The organism is Tenacibaculum sp. E3R01 (genome assembly GCF_003318185.1).
GTDB classification, from domain to species: domain Bacteria; phylum Bacteroidota; class Bacteroidia; order Flavobacteriales; family Flavobacteriaceae; genus Polaribacter; species Polaribacter halocynthiae.
In genome coordinates this window covers 72,258-85,726 of the sequence record NZ_QOCC01000012.1, presented here as the reverse complement: position 1 = coordinate 85,726, position 13,469 = coordinate 72,258, and the positions used below count along the sequence as shown (strand labels likewise).

Here is a 13,469-nt window from a genome sequence, read left to right as displayed (position 1 = left end):
TTTAAAGTACGTTAGCTATTTTCTCTATCATAAATCTGTATTGATCTCCTACTTTTTTACCATTGGTTAATAATTCATTTTCAGAAGACTTAAAAACATCTACTTCAATTGCATTATTATTTCTTTTTACCAATCCTTTATCTAAGTTATTTAAAGGTGAAATCAATACTTTTCCTTTTCCTGCAAATTGAACTTGCCAAGTATAGTTATTTAACTTTTTAGAGTCTTGAATCGTTAAAAAACTAACTTTATTAGACGTAGGATTATAGTGTAAAAAGTATTTTTTTTCTTTAGCTGACGCTATTAATACTTTTCCACTTTCTAAGCGCTTTAATATAAATGATTGTAAAAAGCCATCTTTTTCATTAAGCTTTGAGCTCGATTTCTTAATTAAACTTGCTGAGTTATCAGAATAATTATGATGTAGTATCATTTCATTTCCACTAACTATACTTGCATTAGTAAACCTGAATAGCTCTATATCTTGAGCCATTGTTATTCCTGTACCTAAAACATATAGACACAAGAACAAAATAAGTTTGTTTCCCATATCTATAAACTATTTTTGATTCAATTTAAGTTGGTTTTTAATCGCTTTTAGTTCTCTTAAAAGAATATTTATTTTTTCTTCTTGTGCGATGGTATGTAATGTTAACTCTTCAACTTTTTCAACCAAAATAGTATTAATTTGTTTCACATCCATACCTTTTGATACTACCTCTTTTTCAGAAGGCATATTTGGCAAATGCTTATTTTCTTTAATATAAGTAGCTACATCTTTTAAAGGCATTAAATAATAGTCTTCTGAAAAAACATAATCAGGAAATGATCCTATATTTAACACTACTTTATCTAAAGTCATAATTCCGTTTTGCAAACTAGCCATTTCATTATTATCTCCATTTATAAAAGATATTTTATCATTTTTCCCATGGCCTAAATTAAGTCTCCCAGTACTTTTTGTGTAAGAAACACTTCCAAAAGTACCTTGTTGTATTTGAGCATTATCTGTTGATATATTAGTATTAAATACACCTGCATTCGTAGTTAAAACACCATCGTGTATTTTTGCCATTTCTACGTTTGTGCTATTTCTAAAAGAAATAATATCATCTCCATTATTATCTACATCTGGATGCAATACTATAGGTCCATGACTTTGAAACTCCCCTCCATCTACTCTAATATTTCTACCACTAAGGTGTATTCCTTCTTGTGGTGTAATTCCTATTCCTATCTTTGAAAATGTACTATTGCCCGACACACTAAAATTACCATAAACATTAGCATCTCTATGAAAATGAGCAACTCCATAAAAACGAGTTAAATCTTGAAAAATAGTTTCTTTTTTAAAAAAGGTTCTAACTAAATGAACATTATTAGCTGGAGTAAAATAAGCTAGTTCTTTATTTGCAGCAAACAATGAAATTCCTTCGTTACCTCCTTTTGCATCTGTATCTGCTTTTATATGTATACCTCTAACTGTTTGTATAACATGTTGTGCTTTTGCTGTACTTGCGCCTAATAATAGTAAGCCGGCTATTGTAATTTTTTTTATCATTTTATATTATTTTGGTTAATTTTTCTGTTGTTCTATACTCAACAGTTTTTTTGAAAGAACTTTCATTATTTTTTCAGAATGCTCTTTCATTTCTTTTAATTCATTTAAAAGTGTATTTATCTTCTGCTCTTGTAAAATAGTGTGTAGTGTAAGTTCTTCTACTTTTTCTACTAAAACAGTATTTATTTGTTTTACATTCATCCCATTAGCTATAACTTCAGCTTCGGATGGCATGTTAGGCAAGTGTTTATATTTTTTTATATAAGTAGCTACTTCTTTTAAAGGCATCAACTCATAGTCTTCTGAAAAAACATAGTCAGGAAATGAGCCAACATTTAATACCACATTATTAGCTATAATGTCTTGTGCCTTTATATTTTTTGTTTCAATGTTCTTTTGAGTTATAAGTTTTTTATGAACAGTAACATCATCTTTTCCTGCTACTAAAACTTCACTCTTTTCTCTACCGTATAGTACTTTGAATTTATCTACTTGTGAATTGTTATTTTTATCAATGTTTACTACAAACCCTCCATCGTTTTCAGAAATAAAATTTCTTGAAAATAATTTAGTATAACTTATTCCTACATCAAGTATTTTACTTTTTTGTGTTCCTTGAAATATTTTAAAAGTATCTACATTAGGGTCATTACTATTGGTATCAATATGAATATTAAACGATGCACTTTGGTTTGAATTAAAGGTTCCTTCATTAACATTAAAAAAACTATTCGTTTTCTTATAACCAAATAACTTAAATGAATTGGTATGAAAAACTGATTCGCTTAGTGAAGTTTTAAAAACCTGATTTTTTTGATCATGCCCAATTTGAACTTTAAAAACCGCATTTGTATTTCTATGATCTCCAATTCGCATTTCTACGTCTTTTGCAGACATTAAATAGAATCTATCATTAGCATAATGGAGTATTTCATCAGCCTTAAATTTCACATACTGATTTGAACCTCTAAAGAAAGGGTCATTTCCTTTTCCTTGAAAAATCCTAAAATAATCTACACCAGGATCATTATTGTTATTATCTACTCTAATACTATAACCTGCACTTACACTTACTTGTGCTTTTAAATTATAGGTAGTAAATATTAATGCAATTACTATTAAAATTGTTTTTTTCATGTATACTTCTTTTATGGTTATGATTGTTTTTTAACTATTTATAAGTCCACAAAATTGAAGTAAGAAGAATCATTCTATTTTACAAGAGTCACTATTTCACATACATCAATATTTGACATACATCACATTTCATTATTTAATTTTTAATTGATTTATTCTCTTGAAGTATTAGGAATACTATGTTTCTTATAGTTTAATTCAAGTCTTTTTCATTATTATTTAAACGTTAAATGGAGTAAAAAAAACTTTTTTAACTTTTTTCTTTAACATTTATTTAACACTTTTTAATAAATTTGTACCTTGTCTTACTTATTTTATTTAAAAAAAACTAACAATAAGAAAACATATTATTCATTTTCAATAAATTAGTCGCACCTACTGTAAATACTACAAAGCAAGACTTATGATAAAAAATTCTTATACTTTATAATTTTTTTATATCAGAAACAAATAGGGTTTTCTTTTTTTGAATTGTTTAAAAAAATGTAAGTACACTTTATATTTTACTACTCAGTAACAGCTTAAAGATTTATGTAATAATTAATTTTAAAATAATTTATAATGATTTTAGAGTCCCTCATTAATTGTAAAAAATCAATAGCTAGATTAATTGAATCTCAAGCTATCCAAAAAAAATATGTTTCTGGCGATCCTATTTTATTAAAAGATGTGCCAATTGACAGCACAGCTATTGTTATAAAAGGAGTGCTAAAAGCTCATTTAGATCAAGAAAACAACTCCTTACTTCTATATCATATTTATCCTCAAAAAAACCCTTTCATTGCTTTAATGAATATGACGAAAACCTTTGCTGCTCCAATTTCAATTACTGCTATTGAAGACAGTACACTACTATGGATTCCAAACGAACTAATAGCTCAATGGCAAACAGAATGTTTATCATTTAAAAAATCTATAATTAACTCTAGTGAATATAATATTAGTACTATGTTTTCTAGAATAAAAAACTTACTAACTCATTCATTAGAAAATCGTTTGTTTTATTATCTCGAAAACAAATCTGAAATTTACAAGGAAAAAGATATTCGCATTTCAAGATCAGAGATATCATTAGACTTAAAGGTGCCACTTTCATCTATTTCTAGAGCCATTAAACGTTTAGAAGACCAACATAGAGTTATTGGTAAACCCAGGTCCATACAATTAGTTGTATAATAACACAATATCACATACTACCTATTAAAAAGACACTATGCCGGTGTCTAAAAAAGCCTACTACCTTTTTTACTTAATTGAATTTTAAAAGCAATCTAATTTAACCAAACTAAATATATGCTAAAAGATTTACCGTTCTCTAAAGAGGTAATTAAACTATTTGAAACTTATGGAAAAATATTACATTATAAAAAAGGAGATTTATTACAAAACTGTGATGAATTCAATAACGGAGTTTGTATTTTATTAACAGGTATCGTTAAGATATCTATAAATCATCATAATAAAAGAACGCTTCTCTATTATATAGAAAGTAGTAATTCAAAAATTATGAATTATACAAACTCTCCTAACATACCTACAGATGAAATATGTAGTATCGTTGTTGAGGATATTTCTATTTTAAGAATTCCTAATAATTTATTTTTAGAATGGACAAATACGTATATTGAATTACGTGATTTCATGATTAGTTCCTTTCAATATCATTACATGTCAATTGTTAATAAAATGCAAGAAATCAGTAATCAATCATTAGAAAATAATTTATTTAATTACATCAAAACTAAATCAAAACTATACAATAAAAATGAAATTAAAACTCCTTTATTAGAAATATCAGAAGATTTAAATTTTTCAAGAGAAGCAATTTCTAGAGGATTAAAAGCTTTAGAATTAAATAAAAAAATAATTCGTAAAACTAGATCAATAATTTTATTAGAAAAAAATCATGAAAATTTATAACAAAAAAAAGACCTATGAATACATACTACTCATAGGTCTTTTTTTATAGATATAACTTTTTTACTTAAAAAGGTAAATCATCTGGTTCATTATCAGACAAATCTGGTGCTGGTGCAAACTGATCTGCTGGTGGTACATTTTGAGGTGCAGCTTGTGCTAAATTTTCAATTCTCCATCCTTGTACAGAGTTGAAATACTTTGCCTCACCTTGTGGATTAATCCACTCTCTACCTCTTAAATTAATAGATACTTTAACATCTTGTCCAACTTGGTAGCTATTTAACAAATCACATTTATCTTGAATAAATTCAATCAAAATCATTTGTGGATACTGCTCATCAGTAGTCACTACTATGTCACGCTTTCTAAAACCATTACTTCCAAAGGTTTGCGTTTCGTTAATTAATTTAATTTTACCAATTACTTCCATTACTGTTTATTTAATTAAAAGTACTTTCCAAGCACTCTCTACTTCATTGTTATCTAAATACTCTTGTGCAAAAATATGTTTTTTTTCTTCAGATACCCCAACTAATTGTGGATGTTCTTTAGCAAAGTTATTAACATCTTCAGCTGTTGGCAACTGTTCTACATTACCTAACATACCTAAATTATTCCCAGTTAATACAGTACTATTTCTAATTTCAAATGGTATTTTATCTACACCTATACCTAAAGTTGCTATGGGTTTTGGTATTTCAAAGAAACCATCTTTAGCTCTTGTGTAGTAATTACCTCCTGCTCTGGCTACTAGGTCAATTTTATGTTGATCTATACCTCCATTTTCATCTAAAACACTTTCATTTATATGTAACTTAACAACCTCACATACTATTAAATTACCTGCTCCTCCTTCGTTTCCTGTGTAAATTATGTCTGTTACTTTACACTCAAATTGTACAGGAGATTCTGCTACTCTAAAAGGCTTAACCTCATCTGAAGGCAACATTGTTAATCCAGATTTTTCAAACTCATTAACACCTTTAGGGTACATTGAACTACTCAAAGACATTTGTTGAACAATATCATAATTTACAATATTAATTACTACCTCTTTAGTTGCCTCAGCATTATCTAATGTATGCTTTGTTTTATTTGCTCTTACACTTCTTGCTGGTGAAAAAATCATTATTGGAGGGTTTGCTCCAAAAACATTGAAAAAACTAAATGGTGATAGATTTGGGTTTCCTTCTTCATCTATAGTACTTGCAAAAGCTATAGGTCTAGGAGCTATGGCTCCTAATAAATAACCATGAAGTTTAGCTGTTGGTATATCTTTAGGATTTATGGATAACATTGTTTAATTTATTTTGTATATTGCTAATTGATTAAAAAACAAATATTATGAAAAATTTAGAAACATTTACAAAAAACTATGATTCTTTAAGTAAAAAAGAAATGAATTCTATATCAGGAGGTAGGATTGTTAGATTTATGGTTACTAATGAGAAAAATATGTTAGGACTACCTAAAGGAATGTATTTTAGAGATCCTGAAACAGGTAGGATATGGAATGTACTTGGTAAAAGAATGTACTAATTAACTTCAAACATCTAACTTTTAGTTAGGTGTTTTTTTATTCTCTATGAAATTTTTTCAAAATACATTTTGGTTAAAACGCATAGTGGTATTAATTTCTATTGTTATTGTTTCCTTAATTTTATGGAATACGTATATTTTCTTTCAGAAGTTTAAAGAGGAAGAACGTAATAAAATGGAATTATTTGCTGCTGCTATGAAAGAATTTGGCAATAATTCAAATTTAGATGATGTCTTTAATATTGAAGGAAAGGTTATTGAAAATACTAAAAGTATACCTTTAATTTTAACAAGTGAAAAAGGTGAAATTATTGAAAGCCAAAATTTAGATAGTTTAAAAGTATTAAACCCTAAATATTTAGAAAAACAACTTCAAATCATGAAGGATCAGAATGATCCTATTGAAATAAGTTATAAAAACACTCAGAAGCAATACGTATACTATAGAAATTCTGATTTATTATATAAACTAAAATATTATCCACTAGCTTTATTATTAATTCTAGGTTTATTTATAACTATAATATATATGGTTTTTAAATCTAGTAAAGTTGCTGAACAAAATAAGCTTTGGACAGGAATGGCAAAAGAAACTGCTCATCAAATTGGTACACCTTTATCGTCCTTGTTAGGGTGGATTGCTATTTTTCGTACAGAAAATATTGACCAAATGTACGTTGATGAGATAGAAAAAGATGTAGATCGTTTGAATATTATTGCGAATCGTTTTTCTAAAATTGGTTCTCTACCAGAATTAAAACAACACAATATTGTTTCTATCACCAAAACAGTATTTAATTACCTAGAATCTCGTAGTTCTAAGCAAATTTCATTTTCTTTTAACGCATCTCAAGAAGAAATTAACACTCAAATTAACACTGAATTATTTGGGTGGGTAATAGAAAACCTTATCAAAAATGCAATTGATGCAATGCAAGGTAAGGGCACCTTAGACTTATCTATAAAAAACACTTCTAAAAAAGTTAAAATTACAATTTCAGACTCTGGAAAAGGAATGCACAAATCACAGTTTAAACAAGTATTTAAACCTGGATTTACAACTAAAAAACGTGGATGGGGATTAGGCTTATCTCTTTCTAAAAGAATAATTGAAGATTATCATAAGGGTAAAATTTTTGTTCAAAAATCAGAAATAGGAAAAGGAACTACATTTCAAATTTTATTAGATAAATTTTAATTCACTTTTTCTATTCTTTTTCTCTGTAAATACCCAAACAATATTCCGCCAATAGTCCATATTACAACACCAATTAAAATACTTATTGTTGTTATTTTCTCTCCTATAATTAACGGGTAAATAATACTCATAATTACAAACATTATTGCTCCCCATAACAAGCCAACCTTAGTCCATTTTTTCATTATTCAAAGTTTTTTCCTATTTGTTGAGCTAAAGAAATAAATTCATCATTTGTTAATTTTACCTTTTGAGTAAATTGCATATCTACCATTGTATTAATTGGTATTAAATGTACATGAACATGAGGTACTTCTAACCCAATAACACTCATTCCTATTCGTTCACAAGAAATTGTTTTTTCTAATGCTTTTGCCACTCTATAAGAAAAAGACATTAAATTAGAATATTCATCTTTAGATAAATCAAAAATTTTATTTTCTTCTTTCTTCGGTACAACTAAAGCATGTCCCTTTGCATTAGGATTAATATCTAGAAAAGCAATGAAATCCTCATTCTCAGCAATTTTATATGAAGGAATTTCTCCTGTTATTATTTTTGTAAAAATACTTGCCATTAATATAATTTTTAGTAAAAATAAAAAAAGCGTTACTTCTGTAACGCTTTTAACTAGTATATTTTTTTAATTATCTTGAAATTTCTAACACCTCGAATTTCATAATACCGTTTGGCACTTTAATTTCAGCTATCTCTCCAACACTTTTTCCTAACAATCCTTTTCCTATAGGAGAATTTACAGATAACTTTCCATTTCTAACATCAGTTTCAGAATCGGCTACTAAAGTATACGTAAACTCCATTCCGTTTGCTGAGTTTTTTATTTTAACAACCGAATGAATTAAAGCTTTAGATGTATCTAACTGACTTTCATCTATAATACGTGCGCTAGCTACAACATTTTTTAATTTTGCTATTTTAAACTCTAATAATGATTGTTCTTCTTTAGCTGCATGATACTCCGCATTCTCACTTAAATCCCCTTTATCTCTAGCATCAGCTATTTCTTGTGTAACACGTGGTCTTTCAACTTGCTCTAATTGAGCTAATTCTTCTTTTAATTTTTTTAGCCCTTCTTCTGTGTAATATGATACGTTACTCATAACTTCAATAAATTTAAAAATCTCATCCCTAACGGAATGAGATAGTATTACAAATGTACAAAATTTTCGTAAATTCGTGACGTTATATTTATAGATACACAAAAAAACATGAAAAAATTATCTTTATTGCTACTTCTTACAATCTTATCAAACTGCAGTAGTACTCCCTCTATAAATAGCTGTTTTAGAAATACAATAGCCCCTATTACCGTATTTCTAAACAATCCTCAATTAAATGGTTTATTAACTCCAAATGGAACTGCTGCTATAAGCGGAGGTATTAATGGTATTGTACTATTTAATAAAGGAACTGGTGGATCTTTTTCTCCTTATATAGCAATAGATAGACAATGCCCTAATAAAGATTGTACTACTCCAATGACAATAAATTCTCCTGTATTGGAATGTTCTTGTGATGGCAGTAAATACAGTATGTTAAATGGTAGCCTTATAAAAGGCACTAATAATTGTGAAGGTGGTGCTAGAATTTATACTGTTACCCAAAACGGAAGTAGTTTACAAATAAGTAATTAATTTAAACATACTATGAAATAGATTCTTATTTTTGCAGTAACAACAACACTTACTAACAAATTTATCGTGAAAAATTATTTTTCTTCAAACTTTAAATTGGGCGTTCTTGGTGGCGGACAATTAGGGAGAATGTTACTTACAGAAACACAAAAGCTAGATATTTATACGGTTATCTTAGATTCAAATAATGAAGCTCCATGCGCACAAATTTGTAATGAATTTCATCAAGGAGATTTATTAGACTTTGATACTGTTTACAATTTTGGAAAAAAAGTTGATGTTTTAACTATTGAAATTGAAAATGTAAACATTGATGCTTTAGATAAACTGGAAGCTGAAGGGCATACCATTTATCCTAAACCAGAAAATTTAAGAACAATACAAAATAAGGCACGTCAAAAAGTGTTTTATCATGATCATAATATCCCCACAGCAGATTTTTCTAGATTCGCTTCTTTAGAAGAATTAAAACACTCTATCGATAATGGAGCGGTAAATTTTCCTTTTGTATGGAAATCTGCAAGGTTTGGTTATGATGGAAATGGTGTGAAAATTGTTAAATCTATTACAGATTTAAATAATTTACCTACTGACGAATGTATCGCTGAAAAATTAATTCCTTTTAAAAATGAATTAGCTGTTATTGTAGCTAGGAATACAAATGGAGAAGTTAAAACTTATCCAGTTGTTGAAATGGAATTTCATCCAGAAGCAAACCAAGTAGAATATGTAATTTGCCCTGCAAGAATAGAAGAAAGCGTAGCTAAAAAAGCGCGTGAAATAGCTTTAAAAGTAGCTGATATTTTTGATTTTGTTGGATTATTAGCTGTTGAAATGTTTCAAACTGAAAATGATGACATTTTAGTAAACGAAGTAGCTCCAAGAACTCATAACTCTGGTCATTACTCAATAGAAGCTAGTTATACAAATCAGTTTGAGCAACACCTTCGTAGTATATTAAACCTTCCTTTAGGTAATACGGATAGTAAATTAGCTGGCATCATGGTAAACTTAGTAGGAGCTGAAGGGCATACTGGTGAAGTTGTTTATAAAAATATCGAAGAAATTTTAAAAATAGATGGCGTTACACCTCATCTATATGGTAAAAAAACAACAAAACCTTTCCGTAAAATGGGACATGTTACTATTGTTAACACTGATATAAATGAAGCAAGAAAAGTTGCTCAGCAAGTAAAAGAAACCATACAGGTTATAGCTAAGTAATGTTTAAATAAATGATTGCTTTTTTACATACATCAAAAATTCACATTAATCGTTTTGAAAATTTAGTTAGAAAATTTGACAAAAAAATTAATGTGAAACATTATGTAAATAATGATTTATTAGTGTATGCTCTTAAAAATAACTCTTTACACAAAGATGGTTTTGAAAAAGAGCTACTAACTATAAAAAGCGATGCTCCTCAACTTATCATTTGTACTTGTTCTACTTATGGTGAAGAATGTGACAAAAGAGATGATGTAGAACGGATTGATTTACCTATTGCTAATTTTTTAGTTAAAAACTATAAGAAAATTGGTATTGCTTTTACTGTTAACACTACTAAAAAAATAAGTGAAGACATGTTAATTAATGAAGCTAAGTTAATTAACAAAACAATTGAAATTGTAAGTATTAATTGTTCAAGCTCTTGGAAATATTTTGAAAACGATGAATTTGACAATTATGAACTTACAATTGCTAATAAAATAAATACATTAGCATCACAAGTAGATGTTATTTTTCTTGCTCAAGCATCTATGGAAGATGCTAAGAAGCATCTTATAAATTTAAATAAAGAAGTTTTTTCTAGTCCAGAATTTGGAGTAAAGAGCTACTTAAACAAACTAAAAACAACAAAATTATGGTAGGTATTATAATGGGAAGTGACTCAGATCTTCCAATCATGCAAGAAGCGATAGACATATTAGAGAGCTTTGATATTCAAGTTGAAGTTGATATTGTATCTGCTCACAGAACTCCAGAAAAATTAGTTGACTATGCTACTAATGCTCACAAAAGAGGTGTGAAAGTTATTGTGGCTGGTGCTGGTGGCGCTGCTCATTTACCAGGAATGGTTGCTAGTATGAGTCCATTACCAATAATTGGAGTACCTGTAAAAAGTAGAAATTCAATTGATGGATGGGATTCTGTTTTATCTATTCTTCAAATGCCTGGAGGAGTTCCTGTAGCTACCGTAGCTCTTGATGGTGCTAAAAATGCAGGTATTTTAGCAGCTCAAATTATTGGTGCTTCTGATACATGTGTTTTAGATAAAATTATAGCTTATAAAGAAGGCTTAAAACTCAAAGTTGAAAAAGCTTCTGAAAGAGTAAAAAAATAAGTATTTTAGTAAAAAAATATAGTTATAAACCTCATAGATTTTAAATTTATGAGGTTTCATTAATTATTTAAGAAAGTAAAAAATGAATCCATTATTACAAGATTTTAATACTCCTCCTTTTTCTAAAATAAAGGAAGAAAACTATAAACCTGCCATTAAAGAAGCTATTGAAATAGCTAAAAAAGAAATTAATGACATAATTAATAATACAGAAGCACCTTCTTTTGAAAATACTACAGTAGCTTTAGACAACACAGGTGAAAAACTAGATAAAATAACTTCCATTTTTTTTAACCTCAATTCTGCTGAAACAAACGAAGAGATTCAAGAAATTGCCAAAGAAATTTCTCCTTGGTTAAGCGAATTTAAAAATGATATGGTTTTAAATGAAGCATTATTCAAACGTGTAAAAGCAGTTTATAATCAAATCACAAATTTAAGCTTAACGCCTGAGCAAGAAATGTTGCTAGAAAAGCAATATAAAGGATTTGCACGTAATGGTGCTAATTTAGATAATGATGAGAAAGTTGAATTGAGAAAAATAGATGCTGCTCTTTCAAAACTATCATTACAATTTGGAGAACATATTTTAGCAGAAACAAACTCTTTTGAAATGCTTCTTACCAACGAAGGAGATGTTTCTGGATTACCAGAAAGTGCAAAAGAAGCTGCTAAAATGATGGCCACTCAACGCAACAAAGAAGGCTGGTTAATTACCTTAGATTATCCTAGCTATATCCCATTTATGACATATGCTGATAATAGAGAGTTACGAAAAAAACTAGCTATTGCAATGGGGAAAAAAGGATTTCAAAAAAATGAATATAACAATGAGAAAATTGTTTTAGATATTGTAAACCTTCGTCATAAACGTTCAAATTTGTTGGGGTATAAAACACATGCTAATTTTGTTTTAGAAGAACGAATGGCAGAATCTCCAGAGAATGTTTTAACTTTTTTAAATGAATTATTAGAAAAAGCAAAACCAGCAGCAATTCGTGAGTTTAATAACTTAGAAAATTATGCTAAAAAATTAGATTCAATTGAAAAGTTAGAAAAATGGGACGGTTCTTACTACTCTGAAAAGTTAAAAAAAGAATTATTTAACTTAGACCAAGAGCTCTTAAAACCTTATTTTAAACTTGAAAATGTAATTGAAGGAGTATTTGCTATTGCTGGTAAATTGTTCGATTTAAAATTTGAAGAAATTGACACTATTGATAAGTATCACGAAGATGTTAAAACATATACTGTTTCTGACTCCAAAGATAACTTTATCTCTCATTTTTATGCAGATTTTCATCCTAGACCAGGAAAAAGAAATGGTGCATGGATGACTTCTTATAAATCTCAACAAATAAAAAATGAAATAAATGAGCGCCCACAGGTATCTATAGTTTGTAACTTTACAAAGCCTACAGATACAAAACCTTCTTTACTTACATTTAATGAAGTTACTACTTTATTTCATGAATTTGGTCATGCTTTACATGGAATGTTAGCAAACACAACGTATAATAGTTTATCAGGTACATCTGTTTCGTGGGATTTTGTTGAATTACCTAGTCAAATTTTAGAGAACTGGTGTTATGAAAAAGAAGCTTTAGAGCTTTTTGCAAAGCATTATGAAACTGGAGAAACTATTCCTATGGAGTATGTAGAAAAGATAAAAGAATCTGCTAGTTTCCATGAAGGTATGCAAACATTACGTCAATTAAGTTTTGGCTTGTTAGATATGCAATGGCATGGAACAAATCCTACCAACATTAAAAATGTAAAAGATTTTGAAGTAGCCGCTTTTTCAGATACTCAATTATATCCTGATGTTTCAGAAAATTGTATGAGTACAGCTTTTGCTCATATATTTCAAGGTGGGTATTCTGCTGGTTATTATTCTTATAAATGGGCAGAAGTTTTAGATGCAGATGCTTTTGAGTATTTTAAAGAAGAAGGAATCTTCAATAAAAAAATAGCCTATAAATTTAAAGATAATATTCTTTCTAAGGGAGGAACAGAAAAACCTATGGATTTATACAAACGTTTTAGAGGTAAAAAGCCTAACTCAGATGCCTTATTAAAACGTGCAGGGTTAATAAGTTAGCATTTAACTTTTTT

General features: G+C 28.5%; 17 protein-coding genes. 9 read left to right on the top strand and 8 right to left on the bottom strand.

Annotated features, from left to right (window positions below; all coding sequences use genetic code 11):
- Position 1: 1 nt before the first annotated feature.
- Genes DS884_RS01935 through DS884_RS01925 form a run of 3 tightly spaced genes read right to left on the bottom strand, consistent with a single transcriptional unit; the run spans position 2 to position 2,698 of the window.
- Positions 2-550: a hypothetical protein gene (locus DS884_RS01935; protein WP_143032776.1), complete on the bottom strand. Its 549-nt coding sequence runs from the start codon at positions 548-550 to the stop codon at positions 2-4.
- 9 nt (positions 551-559) lie between these two features.
- On the bottom strand, positions 560-1,561 hold the full coding sequence (locus tag DS884_RS01930) for a hypothetical protein (protein WP_113785570.1): 1,002 nt from the start codon (positions 1,559-1,561) through the stop codon (positions 560-562).
- Between the two features lie 15 nt (positions 1,562-1,576).
- The gene (locus DS884_RS01925; RefSeq protein ID WP_113785569.1) at positions 1,577-2,698 is read right to left on the bottom strand and encodes a hypothetical protein; all 1,122 of its coding nucleotides are present in this window, start codon (positions 2,696-2,698) and stop codon (positions 1,577-1,579) included.
- A gap of 561 nt (positions 2,699-3,259) precedes the next feature.
- Between DS884_RS01925 and DS884_RS01920 the strand changes: the two genes are divergently transcribed.
- Together DS884_RS01920 and DS884_RS01915 are read left to right on the top strand one after the other, a co-directional pair.
- Entirely contained in the window at positions 3,260-3,874 is a 615-nt protein-coding gene (locus DS884_RS01920; protein ID WP_093870477.1) for a Crp/Fnr family transcriptional regulator, read from the top strand.
- A 117-nt stretch (positions 3,875-3,991) separates the two neighbouring features.
- Positions 3,992-4,618, top strand: a complete 627-nt coding sequence (locus DS884_RS01915; protein ID WP_093870476.1) for a Crp/Fnr family transcriptional regulator — start codon at positions 3,992-3,994, stop codon at positions 4,616-4,618.
- Positions 4,619-4,682: 64 nt separating this feature from the next.
- Here the strand turns inward: DS884_RS01915 and DS884_RS01910 are convergent, their stop codons facing one another.
- Together DS884_RS01910 and DS884_RS01905 are read right to left on the bottom strand one after the other, a co-directional pair.
- The gene (locus tag DS884_RS01910) at positions 4,683-5,048 is read right to left on the bottom strand and encodes a DUF3127 domain-containing protein (RefSeq protein WP_093870475.1); all 366 of its coding nucleotides are present in this window, start codon (positions 5,046-5,048) and stop codon (positions 4,683-4,685) included.
- Between the two features lie 6 nt (positions 5,049-5,054).
- Complete coding sequence (locus DS884_RS01905) at positions 5,055-5,915, bottom strand: flavin reductase family protein (RefSeq protein WP_113785568.1); 861 nt, start codon at positions 5,913-5,915, stop codon at positions 5,055-5,057.
- 47 nt (positions 5,916-5,962) lie between these two features.
- Here DS884_RS01905 and DS884_RS01900 point away from each other — a divergent pair, with 47 nt between their 5' ends.
- Both DS884_RS01900 and DS884_RS01895 read left to right on the top strand, forming a co-directional pair.
- Positions 5,963-6,157, top strand: a complete 195-nt coding sequence (locus DS884_RS01900; protein WP_113785567.1) for a bacteriocin — start codon at positions 5,963-5,965, stop codon at positions 6,155-6,157.
- A 46-nt stretch (positions 6,158-6,203) separates the two neighbouring features.
- Positions 6,204-7,355, top strand: a complete 1,152-nt coding sequence (locus DS884_RS01895; protein ID WP_113785566.1) for a sensor histidine kinase — start codon at positions 6,204-6,206, stop codon at positions 7,353-7,355.
- Here the strand turns inward: DS884_RS01895 and DS884_RS01890 are convergent.
- The 3 genes from DS884_RS01890 to greA form a co-directional block, all read right to left on the bottom strand.
- Positions 7,352-7,540 carry a hypothetical protein gene (locus DS884_RS01890; RefSeq protein WP_093870472.1) on the bottom strand — a complete coding sequence of 63 codons (189 nt, stop codon included), beginning with the start codon at positions 7,538-7,540 and terminating at the stop codon, positions 7,352-7,354. The two genes, DS884_RS01895 and DS884_RS01890, sit on opposite strands and share 4 nt — an antisense overlap.
- Complete coding sequence (locus DS884_RS01885; protein ID WP_093870471.1) at positions 7,540-7,932, bottom strand: HIT family protein; 393 nt, start codon at positions 7,930-7,932, stop codon at positions 7,540-7,542. The genes DS884_RS01890 and DS884_RS01885 overlap by 1 nt, the downstream gene beginning before the upstream one ends.
- Before the next feature lie 70 nt (positions 7,933-8,002).
- Positions 8,003-8,476 (bottom strand): transcription elongation factor GreA, encoded by a 474-nt coding sequence (gene greA / locus DS884_RS01880; RefSeq protein ID WP_093870470.1) that lies wholly within the window; start codon positions 8,474-8,476, stop codon positions 8,003-8,005.
- Positions 8,477-8,584: 108 nt separating this feature from the next.
- Between greA and DS884_RS01875 the strand changes: the two genes are divergently transcribed.
- The 5 genes from DS884_RS01875 to DS884_RS01855 all read left to right on the top strand — a co-directional run bounded on the left by DS884_RS01875 (position 8,585) and on the right by DS884_RS01855 (position 13,455).
- Positions 8,585-9,010, top strand: coding sequence for a hypothetical protein (locus DS884_RS01875; protein WP_113785565.1), 426 nt, complete (start codon positions 8,585-8,587; stop codon positions 9,008-9,010).
- Between the two features lie 66 nt (positions 9,011-9,076).
- Positions 9,077-10,234 carry a 5-(carboxyamino)imidazole ribonucleotide synthase gene (locus DS884_RS01870; protein WP_093870468.1) on the top strand — a complete coding sequence of 386 codons (1,158 nt, stop codon included), beginning with the start codon at positions 9,077-9,079 and terminating at the stop codon, positions 10,232-10,234.
- A gap of 11 nt (positions 10,235-10,245) precedes the next feature.
- Positions 10,246-10,881 (top strand): hypothetical protein, encoded by a 636-nt coding sequence (locus tag DS884_RS01865; protein WP_113785564.1) that lies wholly within the window; start codon positions 10,246-10,248, stop codon positions 10,879-10,881.
- On the top strand, positions 10,875-11,354 hold the full coding sequence (purE, locus tag DS884_RS01860; RefSeq protein WP_093870466.1) for a 5-(carboxyamino)imidazole ribonucleotide mutase: 480 nt from the start codon (positions 10,875-10,877) through the stop codon (positions 11,352-11,354). Before DS884_RS01865 ends, purE begins: the two co-directional genes overlap by 7 nt.
- Positions 11,355-11,436: 82 nt before the next feature.
- Entirely contained in the window at positions 11,437-13,455 is a 2,019-nt protein-coding gene (locus tag DS884_RS01855; RefSeq protein ID WP_113785563.1) for a M3 family metallopeptidase, read from the top strand.
- The last annotated feature ends 14 nt before the right edge of the window (positions 13,456-13,469 follow it).